19 protein-coding genes and 1 pseudogene are annotated in these 17,755 nt (G+C 72.9%); 12 read left to right on the top strand and 8 right to left on the bottom strand.

All coding sequences use genetic code 11. The features are described from left to right. Window positions 1-6: 6 nt before the first annotated feature. Window positions 7-615 carry a dihydrofolate reductase family protein gene (locus tag KDY119_RS13620; RefSeq protein WP_036946939.1) on the bottom strand — a complete coding sequence of 203 codons (609 nt, stop codon included), beginning with the start codon at window positions 613-615 and terminating at the stop codon, window positions 7-9. A 197-nt stretch (window positions 616-812) separates the two neighbouring features. Here KDY119_RS13620 and msrB point away from each other — a divergent pair, with 197 nt between their 5' ends. After that, entirely contained in the window at window positions 813-1,292 is a 480-nt protein-coding gene (msrB, locus tag KDY119_RS13615; RefSeq protein ID WP_036946936.1) for a peptide-methionine (R)-S-oxide reductase MsrB, read from the top strand. Then, complete coding sequence (msrA, locus tag KDY119_RS13610; RefSeq protein WP_036946933.1) at window positions 1,289-1,843, top strand: peptide-methionine (S)-S-oxide reductase MsrA; 555 nt, start codon at window positions 1,289-1,291, stop codon at window positions 1,841-1,843. The genes msrB and msrA overlap by 4 nt, the downstream gene beginning before the upstream one ends. A 100-nt stretch (window positions 1,844-1,943) precedes the next feature. Here msrA and eno read toward each other — a convergent pair whose 3' ends face one another. Next, on the bottom strand, window positions 1,944-3,203 hold the full coding sequence (gene eno / locus KDY119_RS13605) for a phosphopyruvate hydratase (RefSeq protein ID WP_036946930.1): 1,260 nt from the start codon (window positions 3,201-3,203) through the stop codon (window positions 1,944-1,946). A gap of 239 nt (window positions 3,204-3,442) precedes the next feature. Between eno and KDY119_RS13600 the strand changes: the two genes are divergently transcribed. From KDY119_RS13600 to KDY119_RS13570, 7 genes and pseudogenes are all read left to right on the top strand, one after another. Further along, entirely contained in the window at window positions 3,443-3,700 is a 258-nt protein-coding gene (locus KDY119_RS13600) for a Rossmann-fold NAD(P)-binding domain-containing protein (protein ID WP_051136221.1), read from the top strand. Between the two features lie 39 nt (window positions 3,701-3,739). Then, window positions 3,740-4,828 carry an alpha/beta hydrolase gene (locus KDY119_RS13595; RefSeq protein WP_083890608.1) on the top strand — a complete coding sequence of 363 codons (1,089 nt, stop codon included), beginning with the start codon at window positions 3,740-3,742 and terminating at the stop codon, window positions 4,826-4,828. A gap of 62 nt (window positions 4,829-4,890) precedes the next feature. Further along, window positions 4,891-6,063, top strand: coding sequence for a FecCD family ABC transporter permease (locus tag KDY119_RS13590; RefSeq protein WP_153022431.1), 1,173 nt, complete (start codon window positions 4,891-4,893; stop codon window positions 6,061-6,063). Next, window positions 6,060-6,923, top strand: a complete 864-nt coding sequence (locus tag KDY119_RS13585) for a heme ABC transporter ATP-binding protein (protein ID WP_083890607.1) — start codon at window positions 6,060-6,062, stop codon at window positions 6,921-6,923. Before KDY119_RS13590 ends, KDY119_RS13585 begins: the two co-directional genes overlap by 4 nt. Further along, on the top strand, window positions 6,920-7,924 hold the full coding sequence (locus KDY119_RS13580; protein WP_036946925.1) for an ABC transporter substrate-binding protein: 1,005 nt from the start codon (window positions 6,920-6,922) through the stop codon (window positions 7,922-7,924). Before KDY119_RS13585 ends, KDY119_RS13580 begins: the two co-directional genes overlap by 4 nt. A gap of 2 nt (window positions 7,925-7,926) precedes the next feature. Continuing rightward, window positions 7,927-9,456, top strand: a pseudogene (locus KDY119_RS19440) (cobaltochelatase subunit CobN); the annotation flags it as partial. A gap of 49 nt (window positions 9,457-9,505) precedes the next feature. Then, a complete protein-coding gene (locus KDY119_RS13570) occupies window positions 9,506-9,886 on the top strand; it encodes a hypothetical protein (RefSeq protein WP_148284009.1) in 381 nt (126 codons plus the stop codon). Here KDY119_RS13570 and KDY119_RS13565 read toward each other — a convergent pair. Beyond that, complete coding sequence (locus tag KDY119_RS13565) at window positions 9,858-10,385, bottom strand: MarR family winged helix-turn-helix transcriptional regulator (RefSeq protein ID WP_148284008.1); 528 nt, start codon at window positions 10,383-10,385, stop codon at window positions 9,858-9,860. The two genes, KDY119_RS13570 and KDY119_RS13565, sit on opposite strands and share 29 nt — an antisense overlap. A gap of 60 nt (window positions 10,386-10,445) precedes the next feature. On the opposite strand from KDY119_RS13565, the gene KDY119_RS13560 reads away from it, so the two are divergent. Continuing rightward, window positions 10,446-11,678 (top strand): MFS transporter, encoded by a 1,233-nt coding sequence (locus KDY119_RS13560; RefSeq protein WP_051136220.1) that lies wholly within the window; start codon window positions 10,446-10,448, stop codon window positions 11,676-11,678. Between the two features lie 138 nt (window positions 11,679-11,816). On the opposite strand, the gene KDY119_RS13555 is transcribed toward KDY119_RS13560, so the two are convergent. Next, complete coding sequence (locus KDY119_RS13555; protein ID WP_036946919.1) at window positions 11,817-12,647, bottom strand: ABC transporter permease subunit; 831 nt, start codon at window positions 12,645-12,647, stop codon at window positions 11,817-11,819. Next, window positions 12,644-13,636 carry an ABC transporter ATP-binding protein gene (locus KDY119_RS13550; RefSeq protein WP_051136219.1) on the bottom strand — a complete coding sequence of 331 codons (993 nt, stop codon included), beginning with the start codon at window positions 13,634-13,636 and terminating at the stop codon, window positions 12,644-12,646. Before KDY119_RS13550 ends, KDY119_RS13555 begins: the two co-directional genes overlap by 4 nt. Window positions 13,637-13,864: 228 nt before the next feature. Here KDY119_RS13550 and KDY119_RS13545 point away from each other — a divergent pair, with 228 nt between their 5' ends. Beyond that, window positions 13,865-14,674, top strand: coding sequence for a Bax inhibitor-1/YccA family protein (locus KDY119_RS13545; protein ID WP_036946916.1), 810 nt, complete (start codon window positions 13,865-13,867; stop codon window positions 14,672-14,674). 54 nt (window positions 14,675-14,728) lie between these two features. On the opposite strand, the gene KDY119_RS13540 is transcribed toward KDY119_RS13545, so the two are convergent. Next, entirely contained in the window at window positions 14,729-14,908 is a 180-nt protein-coding gene (locus KDY119_RS13540; RefSeq protein WP_036946912.1) for a hypothetical protein, read from the bottom strand. A 168-nt stretch (window positions 14,909-15,076) separates the two neighbouring features. Here KDY119_RS13540 and KDY119_RS13535 point away from each other — a divergent pair, with 168 nt between their 5' ends. Continuing rightward, window positions 15,077-15,496: an FKBP-type peptidyl-prolyl cis-trans isomerase gene (locus KDY119_RS13535; protein ID WP_036946909.1), complete on the top strand. Its 420-nt coding sequence runs from the start codon at window positions 15,077-15,079 to the stop codon at window positions 15,494-15,496. Window positions 15,497-15,569: 73 nt separating this feature from the next. Here the strand turns inward: KDY119_RS13535 and KDY119_RS13530 are convergent, their stop codons facing one another. Both KDY119_RS13530 and KDY119_RS13525 read right to left on the bottom strand, forming a co-directional pair. Next, window positions 15,570-16,517 carry an MBL fold metallo-hydrolase gene (locus tag KDY119_RS13530; protein WP_083890605.1) on the bottom strand — a complete coding sequence of 316 codons (948 nt, stop codon included), beginning with the start codon at window positions 16,515-16,517 and terminating at the stop codon, window positions 15,570-15,572. Beyond that, entirely contained in the window at window positions 16,514-17,755 is a 1,242-nt protein-coding gene (locus KDY119_RS13525; protein WP_227994349.1) for a class I SAM-dependent methyltransferase, read from the bottom strand. The genes KDY119_RS13530 and KDY119_RS13525 overlap by 4 nt, the downstream gene beginning before the upstream one ends.

Raw genomic sequence — 17,755 nt, 5'->3', positions numbered from 1 at the left:
CGGGGATCAGGCGCCGGCGTAGTGCGGGAGGCCGCCGGGACGGTAGACCTGGATCGTCACGCCCTTCGAGTCGACCCGCGACTCCAGGAGGTCGAGCGCACGGTCGGTGCCGTTCTCGGGGAACAGCCTGCCGCCCTGGCCCAGGATCACGGGGACGGTCAGGAGCGTGAGCTCGTCGACCAGGTCGTGCTCGAGCAACCACCGGACCAGGACGCCGCTGCCGTGGACCTGCAGCTCGCCGCCGGGCGCGGCCCTCAGCTCGCGGACCGCGTCCTCGAGGTCGCCGTCGAGGACGGTCGTGCGGGACCAGGTCGGTGCGATGACCCTCGTCGAGGCCACGTACTTGGGCGCGTGCTCCAGGGCCACGCCGACGGGGTGGGCGCGCATCGCGTCGACCGCGCCCCAGGTGCCGGCGAACAGCTCGTAGGTGCGCCGGCCGAACAGGAAGGCGTCGGCGCGCTCGTACGTCTCCGTGATCGCCGCCCGGGTCGAGTCGTCGCCCGCCCCGAGCGCCCAGCCGCCCCGGTCGAACCCGTTCCTGGGGTCGTCGGACGTGGCGCCGTTGCCCTGCATGACCCCGTCGAGGGTCACCTGGGTCATGGTCGTCAGCTTCATGGTCGTGGTTCCTCCGGCTCCGGCCGCCCCGGGTGGGTGGCCTCACCTTCTCGACGACGACGACCCTGCGGATCCGACATCGTCGGCCGGACGAGCTCGTCGGGCGCGGTGTCGAGCGTCCGGGACCAATCCGGGTGCGCGCGGTGTTGGAAGGGATGACGCCGCAGCCAGCGACGTCGGAACGAAGGAGAAAGAACGTGTCGAACGACTACAGCACGTCCCCCGAGGCGCTGAGCCGGCTCACGAGGCGGCAGCGCCACGTCACGCAGGACGGCGGCACCGAGCCGGCGTTCCGCAACGAGTACTGGGACAACCACGAGCCCGGGATCTACGTGGACGTGGTGTCGGGGCAGCCCCTGTTCTCGTCCACCGACAAGTACGACAGCGGCACCGGTTGGCCGAGCTTCACCCGGCCGATCGCCGCGGACGCGGTGACCACCGCGACGGACACGTCGTTCTGGATGGTCCGGACCGAGGTCCGGTCGGCCGGGGCGGGCAGCCACCTCGGTCACCTGTTCGACGACGGCCCGGTCGCCGAGGGCGGCCAGCGGTACTGCATGAACTCGGCCGCGTTGAGGTTCGTCCCCGCGTCCGAGCTGGAGGAGCAGGGCTACGGTCGGTTCCGTGCCCTGTTCGAGTCACCCGAGAGCGCAAGCACGAAGGAGAAGTCGTCATGACCAGCGGAATCAACGACACCGGTGAGGTCACCCGCGAGCCGGGGACCGAGACGGCCGTCCTGGCGGGCGGCTGCTTCTGGGGCCTGGAGGACCTGATCCGGCGCCAGCCCGGCGTCGAGAAGGTGCGCGTCGGGTACACGGGCGGGCAGAACGACCACGCCACCTACCGCAACCACCCGGGCCACGCCGAGGCGGTCGAGATCGTCTTCGACCCGACGCAGACCACGTATCGCGACCTGCTCGCGTTCTTCTTCCAGGTCCACGACCCGTCGACCCTGGACCGGCAGGGCAACGACGTCGGGACGAGCTACCGCTCGGCGATCTTCCCGCTCACGCCCGAGCAGGAGCGGGTCGCGCGGGACACGATCGCCGACGTCGACGCCTCCGGCCTGTGGCCGGGCAAGGCCGTGACCACGATCGAGCCCGCGGGGCCGTTCTGGGAGGCCGAGCCGGAGCACCAGGACTACCTGCTCAAGTACCCGAACGGGTACACGTGCCACTTCGTGCGCCCGGGCTGGGTGCTGCCGAAGCGCGAGCAGGCGTCGGCCTGACGCGGACGGCCGCCCGTCGGCCCGAGGAGCTCGTCGAGTCCTCGGCCGGCGGGCGGCCGCTCGTCGTGTCGCTCGTCGCGGCGGTCGGTTCGTGGTGCGGTCAGCGCAGCCCGTAGGGGAGGTCGGTCACGTCCTCGATCTCGACGAGCCGCGCGTACTTGGCGACGCGCTCTCCGCGCGCCGGCGCCCCCGACTTGAGGTGCCCGGACCCGCTGCCGACCGTGAGGTCCGCGATGAACGCGTCCTCGGTCTCGCCCGAGCGGTGGGAGACGAACTGGGCGTAACCGCCGTCGCGGGCGACCCGCATCGCGTCCAGGGTCTCGGTGACGGTGCCGATCTGGTTGACCTTGATGAGCGAGGCGTTGCCGACGCCCTTCGTGATCGCCTCGGCGATGATCTTCGGGTTGGTGCAGAAGATGTCGTCGCCGACCAGCTCGACGGTGTCGCCCAGGCGCTCGGTGAGCCGCTGCCACCCGTCCCAGTCGGACTCGGCGAGCCCGTCCTCGAGCAGCCACACGGGGTAGCGCTCGACGATGTCGGCGTAGCGGTCGATCATCTGGTCGCTCGTGAAGTCCTGGCCCGCGACCCGGTAGGCGCCGTCGTGGTAGAACTCGCTGGATGCCGGGTCCATCGCGATCGCGACGCCGTCCCGGCCGGGCGTGTAGCCCGCCGTCCGGATCGCCTCGACCAGCAGGTCCAGGGCCTCCTCCGGCTGGGCGATCTCGGGTGCGAAGCCACCCTCGTCGCCCAGGCCGACCGACATGCCTCGCCCGTGCAGGAGCGCGCGCAGGGCGCCGTAGATCTCCGAGCCGGCGCGGACCGCCTCCGCGATGCTCGGCGCACCGAGCGGGGCGATCATGAACTCCTGGAAGTCGAGCTCGTTGAGCGCGTGCACGCCACCGTTGATGACGTTGAAGTGGGGGACGGGCATCCGTGGCTCGGCGACCTCGCCGCTCAGGTGCTTCCACAGCGGGACCCCGGCGGTCTCGGCGAAGGCACGCGCGGCGGCGATCGAGACGCCGACGATCGCGTTGGCGCCGAGCCGGGACTTGTTCTCGGTCCCGTCGAGCTCGATCAGGGCGTGGTCGAGGTCGCTCGGGCCGTCGAACGTCTGCCCCCGGAGCCGGTCGAGGATCTCCCCGTTGACGGACTGCACCGCCTGGAGCACCCCCTGGCCCGAGTATCGGTGCGGGTCGTGGTCGCGCAGCTCGACGGCCTCACGGGTGCCCGTCGAGGCGCCCGCCGGGACCCCCGCGCGGACGTGCTGTCCGGCGTCGGTCTCGAGGGTGACGGCGAGGGTCGGCCTCGACCGGGAGTCCAGGATCTCGACGGCGTGGACCTGGGAGACGGTGACGCTCACGGGACATCCTTTCGTCGGCAACCCCATTGTGCTCCGGACGGGTAGGACGCACCGTTCGAGGGGTGCGGTCGTCCGTCGGCGAGCCGGTGGTGCGCCGCTCAGCCGAGGCGCAGCGCGGCCTCACGCAGCCCCGCGAGCGCCGTCGTCGCGAGGACGGCGAAGTCCTGCTCGTCGTCCGCGGCGACCCAGGTCGCGTACGCCTCCTTGAACGTGAGCATCCCGAGCTCGGCCGCGCACCCGTGTCGCCGAGGGCATCGCAGGCCGAGCCGGGCGCCGTCGCCGACGAGGGCGACTCGATGCTCGCCATCGCCACGGCCGTCGGCGAGGCGCTCGACGTGCCCGTGGAGCCCGTGCCCGCGGAGAGCTTCGGCTTCCTCGGGACGATCTTCGGGCTCGACCAGCCGTCGTCGAGCGCGCTCACCCGCGAGCGCTTCGGCTGGGAGCCCACGCACCCGAGCCTCCTCGAGGACCTCGCGGCGGGCGACTACCCGGCCTGACGCGTCGCGCGTCGTCCGGCACGCGCCTACCGTGGCGAGATGGACGAGGCGGGGGAGGGCTGGCGGCCGGACGTCCTCGGGGCCGGCTTCGAGCAGCGCACGCTGCCGCTCGGAGAGGACGGCGAGGGCGAGCTCGTCGCGACCCTCGTCCGCTACGCCCCCGAGCTGTCGGAACCTGGCGCCGGCACACCGTCACCAGGTTCCGACGCACCGGCGCACGAAGCCGACGTGCTGTACGTGCACGGCTGGTCCGACTACTTCTTCCAGACCGAGCACGCCCGGTTCTGGCACGATCGCGGCGCCCGCTTCCACGCGCTCGACCTGCACAAGTACGGCCGCAGCCTGCGCCCCGGCCAGACCCCCGGCTTCACGACCGACCTGCGGCACTACTTCCGCGACATCGAGGAGGCGCTCGCGGTCATGGGTCACGGGATCCTGCCCAGGGAGCGCTCACGCGAGGACCGTCCGCTCGTCCTCGTCGGGCACTCGACGGGCGGGCTGACGCTGAGCCTGTGGGCGGCGGCGTTTCCCGGTCGAGCGACGGCCCTCGTCCTCAACAGCCCGTGGCTCGAGTTCCAGGCGGGCGCGACGGGGCGCGCCGTCGTGGCGCCCGCGCTGGGTCTCCACTCACGGTTGCAGCCGCGCGGACGCATGGTCACGGTCGACCTCGGCTTCTACACGCGCTCGGTGTCGTCCCGGTTCGAGGGGGAGTGGGACTACGACGCCACGTGGCGCCCCGAGCACGGGTTCGCGCTGCACCCCGCCTGGCTGGACGCCGTCTTCCGCGCGCAGGCCGACGTCGCCCGCGGCCTCGGGCTCGACCTCCCCGTGCTCGTGCTGCTCTCGGCACGTTCGGCGCTGCAGCCGGTGTGGTCGGAGGCGATGCGGTCGGCCGACACGGCGCTCGACGTGCGCCAGATCGCCCTCCGCTCCGTGCAGCTCGGCTCGCACGTCACTCTCGCGCGGATCGAGGGAGCCCTGCACGACGTCGTCCTGTCGGCTCCCGAGGTGCGTGCGCACGCGTACCGGGTGCTCGGGCGGTGGGCGGACGCCTACGCGGACACGGGGCCGGTCGCACCGAGCACGGCCGGCCCGCCGATCCCGCCCGGCTCGTCCCCGCCTAATTGACACTGAGATTCATTCTCATCTAGTGTTCCGCGATGTCCCCATCCGTACGGAGGAGCATCGTGATGCCTGGCCACGTCCCGGCTGCCCGGGCATCCGCCCCCGGGGCCCTCGCGCGTCCGGCACGCGTGGCGGCGGGCGCCGGCGTCCCGGCGGCGAACGCGCCGACCGACCGGGGGAACGCTGCGGAGCCCGTGTCGACGGGACCGCGGCGGCCGCCCGCCGCAGCGCTGCTGATCGGGGTCGCGGTCCTCGTCGTGGTCGTCTGCGTCGTGGCACTGTCGCTGGGCCCGGTCCGGATCCCGTTCACCGAGACGTGCCGGGTGCTCCTCGGCAGCCTGGGACTCCACCACCTCGACGTGTCGGCGAGCGACACGCTCGTCGTCCGTGACATCCGGCTCCCGCGCGTGCTGCTCGCGCTCCTCGCCGGCGCCGGGCTCGCGGTGGCCGGCTGCAGCATGCAGGCGTTCTTCCGCAACCCCCTCGCGGACCCCGGGGTGACCGGGGTCTCGAGCGGCGCGGCGGTCGGCGCCGTCGTCGTCCTCGCGACGGGGGTCGACGCGCTCGGCACGTGGACGCTCCCCGCGGCCGCGTTCCTGGGCGCCCTCGCTGCGATGGCCGCGGTGCAGGTCGTCGGGCTGCTCGCCCGTGACCGCAGCCCCGTCACCCTGCTGCTCGTCGGGATCGCGCTCAACGCGTTCCTCGGGGCCGTGATCGGGGCGATCATCTCCAACGCGGCCGACTCGCAGACCGTGCGCAGCGCCGTGTTCTGGCTGCAGGGCGACCTCGGGTCGGCGGACTGGTCGGACGTGCGCTCGGTCGTCGCGCCGGTCCTGGTCTGCACGTCGTTCGTGCTGCTCGGAGCCCGCGAGCTCAACGCTCTGCTCCTCGGCGACGACCAGGCCCGCTCCGTGGGTATGGACGTGAGTCGTGTCCGCACCGTCCTGCTCGTCGTGACCGCGATCCTCGTGGGCAGCATCGTCGCGGTCACCGGCGTGATCGGGTTCGTGGGACTCGTCGTCCCGCACGTCGTGCGTGCGGTCGTCGGCGCCGACCACCGGCTGCTGCTTCCCCTGTCCGCTCTCGTCGGAGCCGGCTTCCTCGTGCTCGCCGACACCGTGGCACGTGTCGTGATCGAACCCGTGGCCTGGCAGACGGGCGTCGTCACCGCGCTCGTCGGCTCGCCGGTGTTCCTCGTTCTCGTGCTACGGATCCGTCGCGCAGGGGCGGGGGCATGAGCGCGATCGAGGCCCGGGGCGTGACCGTCGCCCTCGCTGGACGCGACGTCGTGCAGGACGTGGATCTCGTGGCCGCGCACGGCGAGGTGCTCGGCCTCGTCGGACCGAACGGTGCCGGCAAGAGCACCCTGCTCCGGGCCCTCTCCGGAGCCGTCCCCACCAGCGCCGGCCACGTGCTCGTCGACGGCGACGACCTCGCCGGACTGCCCGTACGAGAGGTCGCACGCCGGGTCGCCGTCGTCCCGCAGGACACGGTCGTCCCCGCGGACCTCCCCGTCCTCGACGTCGTGCTGCTGGGGCGATACGCGCACCGTCGGCGCCTCGCGCGTGCCACCGAGGCCGACGACGACGTCGCCCTCGCGGCGCTACGGACCGTCGGGCTCGAACCGCTCGCGCGGCGTTCGGTGGCCCGGCTGTCGGGCGGTGAACGGCAGCTCGTGCACCTCGCCCGCGCTCTCGCGCAGCAGGCCCGCACGCTCCTGCTCGACGAGCCGACGGCAGCCCTCGACGTGAGCCATCAGCTCCGGGTGCTGAGGCTGGTCCGGAACCTGGCGGACGGGGGGACCGCGGTCGTCGTCGTGCTGCACGACCTCGACCAGGCCGCGCGGTGGTGCGACCGGATCGCGATCCTCGACCGTGGACGGCTCGCCGCCCTGGGTGCGGTCAGCGAGGTCCTCACCCCCGACGTGATCGCGCGCGTCTACGGGGTCCGCGCCCTCGTGCGCCACGAGCCCGCGCTCCACGCGCCCCACGTCCTCCTGCTCGACCTCCTCGCGGAGACGTCCGCGGACCCGGCCCGACCCGCCGGTCCGTCCTCACCAAGCCACCAGCACGACGACGAAGGATCCCGTCCCAGATGAACCCCCTCCGCCTCACCTCCACGCTCGCAGCGGCCGCCGCCCTCACCTTCGCCCTCGCCGGATGCAGCGGCTCCAGCGGTGCGTCGACCGCCCCGCCCGCGGGCGCTGCCACCACGAGCGCCGCGACCGCCGGCTTCCCCGTGACCGTCACCGTCCCGGGTGCCGCCCCTGTGCACCTCGACCACGCGCCGACACGGATCGCGGTGCTGTCGCCGGACGCCGCGGTCGCCGTCGCTGAGCTCGGCGCCGCCGACCGCGTGGTGGCCGTGCCCTCCGGTGCGACCAACAGCACGCTCGTGCCCGACCCGGACACCTACGCCAAGGTCGAGCACACGATCTCCGACGACACCTCGCCGGACGTCGAGCAGATCCTGTCGTGGAAGCCGGACCTCGTGGTCGTGACGGCCCGCCACACCGGCGAGAAGGACGCCTCGTCGCAGCTCACGAACGCCGGGATCCCGGTGCTGACGTTCACCAACGGCTGGTCGACCGCGGACGCGATCACCACGAACCTCACGCTGCTCGGCAAGGCGCTCGGCTCGCCCGACGCCGCCACGAAGCTCGTCTCGACCATCACGAGCGGCGTCGCGTCGGCGAAGACGGCGACGGCGTCCGTCAGCACCCGCCCGAAGGTCCTCGTGCTGAGCAACCAGGCAGGGACGCCGTTCGTCAACGCGAGCAGCGTGATCACCTCACAGCTCGTCACCCTCGCCGGGGGTGTCAACGCTGCCGACGCGGCCGGGGTCCACGCGACCCGGCCCGTGAACCCCGAGCTGATCGTCAAGGCGGCCCCCGACTACATCATGCTCGTCGACGTGCTCGGGAAGGGCCGGTCGTCGTTCGACTCGATGTTGTCGAACCCCGCGGTCAAGGCGCTGCCCGCCGTCGAGAACGGCCACGTGAAGCTCTTCGCCGCGCGCGACGTGTACGGCCTCGCCGGCCGTGAGGTGGTCTCGGGGACCGCCGCGGTCCGGGCCTGGATCCACCCGGAGCTGGGCTGATCGTGAGGGGCGTCGACGACGTGACCGACCGGTCCGACGCGCGGGTGCGGATCCTGACCGTCGGGTTCGAGGGGCACTCCGCGCGCCCGCTCAGGCTCGCGTTCGAGCAGGTCGCCGCCGAGCTCCCCGGCGTGGTCGAACGGGCCACGTTCGCCCGCGACGCGCTCGAGGAGACCGGGGCGTCCGACAGGCTCCGGGAGGCGCTGGCCGGTCAGGACGTCGTCCTGGTCAACGGCGTCCACGGCTCGGCCGAGGCCGCCCTCGTGCGCGACGAGGTCCTCGCCCGGCGCCCGGCAGCGTTCGTGCCCGTGCTGCCCAACGCGGCGGAGCTGCGTGGCATCGGTTGGCTCGTGCCCGCGGCGGAGAGCGAGGGGCCGGACGCCCCCGAGGTGCTGGCCAGGGTGCGGACCGCGCTGGCGGAGGCGAGCGTGGAGAACGCGACTCTCGCGCTCCGCCTCCTCGTCCACGCTGTACGGCCCGCCGCGCTGCCGCACGACCCGGGAACACCCGTCGCCGTGCCGCACACCGGGTACTGGCACCCCCGGACCGGGGTCGTCGAGGACTGGGACGCCTACCTGACCCGACGCGGCGAGCTCGGCCTACCGGGTCCCGACGACGACGCGGGACGTGTGCTGCTCGTCTGCTTCCCGGCCCAGGTGACCGGCGGCAGCGACGCGCATCTACGTGCCCTCGTCGCCGAGCTCGAGTCCCGGGGGCTCGCGGTCTTCGGAAGCCTCGGCACGTTCGACGACGTCCACGATCTTCCGCCGGCCGACGTCGTGCTCAACGCCACGGGTTTCACCCTCTCCGGCTCGCACGGGCGGCCGGACACCGACGGGGACGTCGCACGGCTGACCCGTGCCGACGTGCCCCACCTCGGCGCGGTGCCCCTGTACACGCAGACGGTCCAGCAGTGGGTGGCGTCCGGCGTGGGGCTGACCCCGACGCAGACCGCGATGCAGGTCGCCGTACCCGAGCTCGAGGGCGCGTCGGCGCCTGTGGTCATCGCGGGTCGCGACGCGGAGAGCGACGCGTTCGTGCCCGTGCCGGAGAACGTCAGGCGCGTCGCGGCTCTTGCTGCCGCGACCGTGCGCCTGCGCAGGACGCCCCGTCCGGAGCGGACGCTGGCGTTCGTCGTGTTCGGCTTCCCGCCGGCCACGGGCGCGGTCGGGACCGCTGCCCACCTGGACGTCTGGGCATCGCTGCACGCCGTGCTGCGCCGCCTCGCGGACGCCGGGTACGAGGTCGAGGTGCCCGCCGACCCCGACGCGCTGCTCGACGCCGTCCTGTCCGCGGGCGGAGGCGGCGCACGGTCCGGGGCGCGCGTGGCCGCCCGGTACGACACCGGCGCCTACGTGCGGCGCGACGCGGACGCCACACGCCGGGTGAGCCGGGCGTGGGGCCCGCCGCCCGGCGACATCGACACCGACGGGCGCTCCCTGCTCGTCCACGGCGCACGGTTCGGTCACGTCCACGTCCTCGTCCAGCCGTCGTTCGGGGACGACGCCGACCCGATGGCGCTGCTGTTCCGCCCCGACGCGACGCCCAGCCACAGCTTCACGGCGTTCTACACCTGGCTGCGTGACGAGCTCCGCCCCGCGCAGCCTGACGCGGGTGCAGCACGTTCTCCGCGCGCTGCCCACGGGCGGGGGGACCCCGTTGGCCTCGGCGTTCAGCCTGGTCACGCGCCTGGCGCGCGACTACGAGCGGGACGCCGTCGACGTGGTCGTGCTGACCGACGGTCGAGCGAACGTGGCCGAGAACGGTGGGGGGGTGGACCGGGCTGCGGTCCGGAGGGACGTTCGTGCGCGGCCCGGCTCCGACGACGCGCGGCGCCAGGCCGAGCAGTCCTTGCGGCGGCTGCTCGGGGTCGCGCACGTCCGGGTCGAGACCGTCGGGCGTCCGCAGCACGGCGCGTGGCTGCGGGAGGTCGTCACTCGCTCTGCTTCCGGTACTCGGTGAGCGAGGAGTTGAGGCGTGCGAGCAGCTCGGCGAGGAGCGCCCGGTCGAGCCGCGACCAGTCACCCAGCACTTCGCCGTACAGCTCCTGGCGTTCCGCCCGGTTCTCGGCGAGCGCCTCGACGCCCTCGTCGGTGGGTTCGACGAGCACGGCCCGCCCGTCGTGCGGGTCACGTGTCCGCCGCACGTGGCCCGCCTTCTCGAGCACTGCGACCTGCCGGGTCACGGTCGACGCGTCGAGCCCGAGCCGGTCCGCGAGCACGTTGACGTTCTCGGCTCCCTCGCCGACCAGGCGGTGGAGCAGGAGGTACGCGGCCCGGTCCATGACGCCGGTGCCGGGGCGCTTCGAGCCGCGACTGACGGAGCGGTCGGCCCGGCGCAGGAGCTGGGCGACCTGGAACTCGATCCGGGCGAGGACGGTCGCGGCTGCGTCGTCGCCGGTGGTGCCGGGGGAGCTGTTGAGTGGGGTGCCGTCGGTGGCCCTGGTGTCCTCGATCCGCATAGGTGTATGATACAGGCAACTACCTGTTAGATACAGCTAATCGCAAGGAGTCCCGTCCCCGTGGCGTCCACACGCAACGAACCCAACAAGACCGCGATCTACGCGACCGCGCTCACCGCGTTCTTCGCGATCGCCGGCATCGCGATCGTCGACCCGATCCTCCCCGTCATCGGGGCCGACCTCGGCGCGTCGACCTGGCAGATCGAGCTGCTCTTCACCGCCTACATCGCGCTCATGGCGCTCGGCATGATCCCCGCCGTCATGGCCACCGGGAAGTTCGGCTACAAGAAGATCCTCATCACCGGCGTCAGCACCGTCGGCGTCGCCGCGATCCTCGCCGGATTCAGCCAGAACATCGCCCAGCTCGCCGTGCTCCGCGCGTTCTGGGGCCTCGGCAACGCCATGTTCTTCGCGACCGCGATGGTGCTCCTCGTGTCGCTCGCCCAGGACCGCAACTGGGTCGTCGAGCTCTTCGAGACCTGCGTCGGCCTCGGCTTCGCGGTCGGCCCGCTGCTGGGCGGCCTGCTCGGCGAGATCAAGTGGCGCATCCCGTTCCTCGCGTGCGGCCTCTTCATGATCATCGCGCTCGTCGTGTCCGCCTCGCGGCTCAAGGACCCCGCCGAGAAGCCCGCGCCCCTGCGCCTCGGCTCGATCTTCAAGCTCTACGGCAAGCCCGCGTTCCTCGTGCTGTGCGTCATCACCGCCGCGTACAACTACGTGTTCTTCGTCGTCCTCGGCTACACGCCGGTCTTCCTGAACCTCGGCGTCATCGCCCTCGGCTTCGTGTTCACCGGCTGGGGCGTGGGGCTCGCGTTCGGCATCCTCGTCGTCGGGCACAAGCTCGCCCACAAGATCGGCGCCGTCCAGACGATCTTCGTCGCGATCCTCGGCGTGCTGGTCTCCGTGGTCATCTTCGCGCTGCACCCGTCGACGCCGTGGATGGTCGTCGTCCTCGTCTTCGCCGGCATCTGCATGGGCATCATGAACGCGAACCTCACCGACATGTCGCTCGCGCTCGGCTCGCCCGACCGTCGCGTCACCACCGGCGCCTTCAACCTGATCCGCTGGGGCTTCGCCGCCCCCGCACCGGTCATCGCCGGCATCATCTCGAAGAACCACGCCTCCGCCCCGTTCTGGGTCGGTGCCGCCGTCCTCGTCGTCGGGATCGTCGTCTTCCTCGCCGCCGGGCACGTCATGGCCCGGGGCATGGGGGAGCGGTTCCTCTGGGCGAAGTGGAACGCCGCCGCCCGCGTCGAGGAGGGCACGCCGGAGGAGATCCTCGGCGAGGTCTGACCCTCCGCCGACGGTGACGTCCCGTTCGCCGACGGTGACGCCCGCCGCGCCGACGGCCACCGGGTCGGGTTCGCGGTCGGACGACGAAGAGGCCCCGCGGCAGTCGCCGCGGGGCCTCTTCGCTGTCGGGGCGCGAGGTCAGGCGTCGCGCTTCTTCGCCAGGAAGACGCCGATACCGAACAGCACGACGCCCCACGCGAACAGCACGAGCAGCCCGGGCCAGGGCGCGGGGTCGTTCGTCGGGTGGACGGTGAGAAGCTGCTGGCCGGCTGCGGACGGCAGGTACTGTGCCCAGTCGTTGACCCACTTCACCGGGATCCCGGAGAGGATCGGGTTGATGACAAGGACCAGGCCGATGACGCCGAAGATGGCGCCGGCCGAGTTCCGGATCAGGATGCCCAGAGCCAGCGCGAGAAGTGCGATGCCCGCGAGGTAGAGCGGCGTGCCGACGACGACACGAAGCACGTCGGGGTCCGAGAGATCGAGAGCGATGGGGCTTCCCGAGAGGATCGGGGTGATGACCGCGACCGTGATCGCCGTGGCGATGGCCGTGACGACCAGCGCGGACACCACGACGACGACGGCCTTCGCCACCAGAGCCGGGGTCCGGGTGGGCACCGCGGAGAAGGTGGAGCGGATCATGCCGGTCGAGTACTCGCCCGTGATCGTGAGGGCCCCGAGCACCGCGAGCACCAGCTGTCCGAAGCCCACCCCGGTCACGATCGGGGTGGTGGCCGCCTCAGCACCCGTCGAGCCGATGTTGTCGAGGTTCGCCCGGAAGATCGCCGCGAACAGCGTGGCGAGCCCGACGAGGACGACGATCGTGATGGCGAGCGTCCAGACCGTCGAGCGCAGGGTGCGGAACTTGACGAACTCGGAGCGGAGGACACGGCCGAACGTCAGGTGGTACTTCGACGCAGGGACAACGCCCTCGGCGGAGGGGGCGGGCAGGGTGGCTGCGGCGCTCATCGGGCGCCTCCTTCCGGGGCGGCGGGGACGGCGGGGGCGGCGCCGGGCTCCGCGGGGCTCGTCGTCGCGGCACCGCCCTCCTGGCCGGTGCTCGCGTGGTACTCGACCGACTCCGCGGTCAGCTCCATGTACGCCTGCTCGAGGGTCGAGGTCACCGGGGTGAGCTCGTGCAGGACGATCCCGTTGGCGGCGGCCGTCTCGCCGATGGACGCGGCGTCGGAGCCGGCCACGTCGAGGAGCCCGGGCTCGCTGCTGGTGATGGTCACGCCGTCGCCGGTCACGAGCTCGGCGAGGCGCGCCGCCTGCGGCGAACGGACCTTCACGGACTTCTGCGACGACCCGTCGACGAACTCCTGCACGGACGCGTCAGCGAGGATCTTGCCGCGCCCGATGACGAGCACGCGGTCCGCGGTCTGCGCGACCTCGGACATGAGGTGGCTCGACAGGAAGACGGTCCGTCCCTCGGAGGCGAGGAACTTCGCCAGGTTGCGCACCCACAGCACGCCCTCGGGGTCGAGGCCGTTGACGGGCTCGTCGAGGATGAGCGTCTTCGGGTCGCCCAGCAGGGCGACGGCGATGCCGAGGCGCTGGCCCATGCCGAGCGAGAACCCGCCGACGCGCTTCTTCGCGACGGCCTGCAGGCCGGTCATCTCGATGACGTCGCCGACGCGCGACGTGGGGATGCCGTGCGTCGCGGCGAGCGCGCGCAGGTGGTTGTAGGCGCTGCGGCCCGTGTGCACGGCCTTCGCCTCCAGCAGCGCGCCCACCTCGGTGAGGGGCGAGCGGTGCTGCGCGTACGGCTTGCCGTTGACGATGACCGTTCCGGCCGTCGGACGGTCGAGCCCCATGATCATGCGCATGGTGGTCGACTTCCCGGCTCCGTTCGGGCCGAGGAAGCCCGTCACGGTTCCCGGTCGGACGGTGAACGAGATGCCGTCCACGGCGGTCTTCGGCCCGTACCTCTTGGTCAGGCCATGAGCTTCGATCATGGGTGTCCTGTCTGTGTCGTCGTCGGTCGGGCCGTGCTCCGAGGCCCGCGTCCGAGCCTAGACAGTCGAGGCCCGGGCGGAAGGGGCCATGTGTCATGTCCAGGGTTCGATCGGGGTGGTCCCTGGTCTTTTCCCCTGGAAGCCCCTGGGTCTGTCACGCGTTCACCCTGTCCGAATAGGATGGTCGAGACCGCTCCGGACAGCATCCGGAACGACCCAGGAGGACACGTGGCCAACCCGTACTTCGACAAGAACCCCGCCTTCAACGCGCGCGGAGGGGCGGTGCCGTCCGTCCCGGGCGGGACCACCACCGCGCCGGGCACCGTGGACGCGGCGACCCTCGAGGCGATGTACAAGTCGCCGTCGGCGACGTCCGCTCAGACGGGCCGGATGACCTACGACGACGTCATCGTGCGCACGGGCTCGCTGCTCGCCGTGCTCGTGGCCGTGGGCGCGGTGACCTACGCGATCACGCCGCAGGCGCCGTGGGTGTGGATCGTCGGCATGTTCGTCGGGCTCGGGCTCGGGCTGACGAACGCGTTCAAGAAGGTCCCGAGCCCCGCCCTGATCCTCGCCTACGGCGTTGCGCAGGGCGCGTTCCTCGGCGGCATCAGCCGGATGTACGAGGACTTCTACGACGGCGTGGTGCTGCAGGCGGTCCTGGCGACCGTCGCGACCTTCGCCGCGACCCTGATCCTCTTCCGCTCCGGCAAGGTCCGGGTCACCCCGAAGTTCACGCGCTGGCTGCTCGTCGCGATGGGCGGCTACCTGATCTTCTCGCTGGTCAACCTGGTGCTCGTGTGGACGGGCGTCCTCGGGGGCTGGGGCATGCGCGGAGGACCGCTCGGGGTGATCATCGGCGTCGTCGCGGTCGCGATGGCGGCGGCGTCACTGCTCATCGACTTCGACTCCATCAAGCGCGGGGTCGAGCGGGGGGTCCCGGCGCGGTTCGCGTGGGCTGCCGCGTTCGGGCTCGTCGTCACGCTCGTCTGGCTCTACGTCGAGTTCCTGCGCCTCCTGTCCATCCTGCGCAACTGACCTGCGGGCGAGCCGCCAGAACGGCGCGTCCCGCAGCCGGCCCCGGTCCACGCCTCAGCTCTCGAGGCCCAGGTCCGGGGCCGTCGTCATGTCCCCCGCCCTCCTCCTCGCCGACGTGCGGCCAGCGCGCGGCGAAGACGTCGTACGTCCGGCGCCCCAGTAGCAGCGCGGTGCCGTCGGCGCCTGCGCGACGCGGTCGAGGGTCGCGAACAGCTCGATGTGGATGAGGCCCATGGTGCGCTCCTCGGGTGGCTCGGGTGTCGTCACCTGGGTAGACCCGCGAGGTCGGACGGACTCATCGCCCGGCTGCCCCCGCCGTCGTCGGCTGTGCGTCCCGGCCGCCGCGGACGGCGCACCCCCGTTAGGGTGGGGAGTCATTCCGATCGAGAGGGGAACCCCCTGATGTCCGAGTCCTCGCAGTCGCCCGCGCTTCCCGCCGCGTCCGGGTCGTTCGGCGACAAGCCGACGCTGAGCTTCCCCGAGGGCGGCGCGCCCGACGGCCTGCAGGTGCAGGTCCTCGAGCAGGGCGACGGCCCCGAGATCAGCAAGGGCGACACGATCGTCGTGCACTACCTCGGCCAGACCTGGGAGGGGCACGTCTTCGACAACTCCTACGACCGCAGCGCGACGATCGACTTCCCGATCGGCGTCGGCATGGTCATCGGGGGCTGGGACCAGGGCCTCGTCGGCCAGAACCTCGGCTCGCGCGTGCTCCTGTCCGTGCCGCCGGAGTACGGGTACGGCCAGCGCGGCGTCCCGCAGGCCGGGATCGGCGGCACCGACACGCTGGTGTTCGTCGTCGACCTCGTCGACATCGCCTGAGTCGCAGTCCTCAGCGTCCGTCAGAAGCTCGTGACCCTCGAGGCTCACGAGCTTCTGACGACTCGCGGGACGATCACGGGAGTCGGTTGCGCCCACGGAGCCGGTGCACCCGGCTCCCGAGGAGCAGCCGCGCGAGCGTGCGTCTGCTCGTGACGTCGACGACGGCGAAGCGGTCGCGCACCACGCGTCCAGGCAGTGCGCGCGCCAGCTCCGCCGCGGCGTCGGCGACCTCGGTGAGGACGTCGGGTGCGAGGGCGAGCGGCGCCTCGTCGGGCTGCGAACGTGCACCGAGCGGGTACTCGGTGCGCGGGGTCCGTGCCGCCTCGACGTGGGCCCCCACGACCCACGTCACGCCGTGCGTGGCCGCGAAGGCGGCGAGCCGGGTCGTGCTGGTCACGAAGGCGCGGCGGTCGTCCACGTAGAGGCGGCCGGGGTAGACGCTGTCGCCCGTCCACAAGATCCCCGTCCGGGGGTCGAACAACGTGATCGCCGTGGGGTGGTGCCCGGGCGTCGCGAGGACCGTGAGGACGCGGTCCCCGAGGTCGAACGGAACCTCGTCGTCGGCGCTCCCCGGCTCCCCGAGCCCGAAGAACGCCTGCACGTCCGCGAGCTCCTTCCCGACGACGACCGTCGCGGGGCGGTCGGCGAGCTGCGGGTCCGCCGCGACATGGTCGCCGTGCGCGTGCGAGTGCACGACGACGAGCCCGTAGTCCTCGCGCGGGTTCCGTCCCAGCCAGTCGTCGACGAGCGCGTCGACCGTCGCGCGCAGGGGGAAGGCGTCCGGGTCGGCGGTCGCACCGGTGTCGAGGAGGAGCGCCCGCCTCGAGCCGAACAGCAGCGCGAGGAACGGGGCCTCGAAGCTCGAGCGTTTCGACTGCCGCAGGAGGACCGTGTCGTCCTCGAGCGCGTGCACCTCGATCGGGGTCGTGTCCCCGGCGACGGGCGCGGCGACGGCCCACCGGTCGGGGAACGTGACGGCGACCGGCGGGGTGCCGGGCCGGTCCGGGGTCGGGTCGCTCATCGCGCGGACTCCTGCGAGCGGACGGAACGGGTCACGGTGAACGTGCGGTCCCGGGCGACCTGCGTCGTCGGGCCGACGACGCGCGCGAGCTCCGCGCGGTACCGCAGGTGCGAGTTGTAGACCGTCCACAGCGCGCCGCCGGGGCGCAGGACGCGTGCCGCGGTCCGGAACATCCGGGACGCCGCGCCCGTGTGGACGGCGGCACCCACGTGGAACGGCGGGTTGCACACGACGACGTCGAACGACGCGCCCGGTAGGTCGCGTCCGGCGTCGTCGCGGACCGTCTCGACGCGGTCGCCGACGCCCGCGTGCGCCGCCGTGAGCGCCGTCGACGCGACCGCCGCCGCGGACACGTCGGTCGCGACGACCCGCGCATCGGGGAAGGCGCGGGCGACGCTCGTGGCGAGCGCCCCCGTGCCGCAGCCCAGGTCGAGGACGGTCGCGCCGGCAGGCAGGAACGGCCCGGCCGGGGCGGCCCCTGGAGCTCCCGGGAGCAGCCCGACGGCCTCGAGCAGCGCGCGGGCCCCGCGGTCGAGCCGCGGACCGGCGAACGCCGCCCCGTAGGCCCACAGCGTGAGGCCACCCGGCACCTGCTCCGAGACGGGGTACGTGGGCTCGACGTCCCGCGGCCCCGAGGCCACGAGCGCGCGTGCCTTGTGCCGGCCGCGAGTCGCGTGCACGGCGCCGAAGCATCGGCCGAGCACGTCGTTCATCGCGGGCGTCATGTGCTTGACCATCCCGCCCGCCAGCACGACGACGTCCGGTGCGGCCGACCGCGCCACCGCCTCCGCGAGCTCCGTGAGCGCGGCGAGCGAGCGGGGCAGCCGGAGGAGGACGAGCCGTGCGCCGTCGAGCGCGCCTGCCGGGAGGAGCGCCGCCCCGGGCGCCCCGGCGGTCTGGCGCTCGAACGCGCCACCGAGCCCGAGCCGTTCGGCGTTGGCGTCGAGCGCGCGCTCCGCGACGACGGAGTCCTGCCAGACGCGCGGCCGCTGGACTCCCAGCGTCAGCGCGCCGAGCGCGAGGGCACCGTGGGCGTCGTCGAGGACCGTCACGGCGCCCGGCCGGGTCAGTGCCTCGCCGCCCGGCCCGGCCAGGAGCCCGGCGAGCTCGGCGAGGAGGAGGCGGTCCGCGCCGTCGGCCGCGACCAGGTCCGCACCCTCGACGTCGGGCCAGCGGCGCAGCCCGGCGAGCACGCCGGTCACGGCGTCGGGGAGCGGGGGAGCGTCGGGGGCGGGCAC

The organism is Luteimicrobium xylanilyticum (assembly GCF_009429125.1).
Taxonomy (GTDB): Bacteria; Actinomycetota; Actinomycetes; order Actinomycetales; family Cellulomonadaceae; genus Luteimicrobium; species Luteimicrobium xylanilyticum.
This window is presented reverse-complemented; position numbering and strand designations above follow the sequence as displayed.

What these genes read in the sequence shown, in the direction of transcription:
- KDY119_RS13620 (WP_036946939.1), bottom strand. Translation starts at nt 615, where the DNA reads ATGAAGCTGACGACCATGACCCAGGTGACCCTCGACGGGGTCATGCAG.
- msrA (WP_036946933.1), top strand. Translation starts at nt 1,289, where the DNA reads ATGACCAGCGGAATCAACGACACCGGTGAGGTCACCCGCGAGCCGGGG.
- KDY119_RS13595 (WP_083890608.1), top strand. Translation starts at nt 3,740, where the DNA reads ATGGACGAGGCGGGGGAGGGCTGGCGGCCGGACGTCCTCGGGGCCGGC.
- KDY119_RS13590 (WP_153022431.1), top strand. Translation starts at nt 4,891, where the DNA reads ATGCCTGGCCACGTCCCGGCTGCCCGGGCATCCGCCCCCGGGGCCCTC.
- KDY119_RS13585 (WP_083890607.1), top strand. Translation starts at nt 6,060, where the DNA reads ATGAGCGCGATCGAGGCCCGGGGCGTGACCGTCGCCCTCGCTGGACGC.
- KDY119_RS13580 (WP_036946925.1), top strand. Translation starts at nt 6,920, where the DNA reads ATGAACCCCCTCCGCCTCACCTCCACGCTCGCAGCGGCCGCCGCCCTC.
- KDY119_RS13565 (WP_148284008.1), bottom strand. Translation starts at nt 10,385, where the DNA reads ATGCGGATCGAGGACACCAGGGCCACCGACGGCACCCCACTCAACAGC.
- KDY119_RS13555 (WP_036946919.1), bottom strand. Translation starts at nt 12,647, where the DNA reads ATGAGCGCCGCAGCCACCCTGCCCGCCCCCTCCGCCGAGGGCGTTGTC.
- KDY119_RS13550 (WP_051136219.1), bottom strand. Translation starts at nt 13,636, where the DNA reads ATGATCGAAGCTCATGGCCTGACCAAGAGGTACGGGCCGAAGACCGCC.
- KDY119_RS13540 (WP_036946912.1), bottom strand. Translation starts at nt 14,908, where the DNA reads ATGGGCCTCATCCACATCGAGCTGTTCGCGACCCTCGACCGCGTCGCG.
- KDY119_RS13535 (WP_036946909.1), top strand. Translation starts at nt 15,077, where the DNA reads ATGTCCGAGTCCTCGCAGTCGCCCGCGCTTCCCGCCGCGTCCGGGTCG.
- KDY119_RS13530 (WP_083890605.1), bottom strand. Translation starts at nt 16,517, where the DNA reads ATGAGCGACCCGACCCCGGACCGGCCCGGCACCCCGCCGGTCGCCGTC.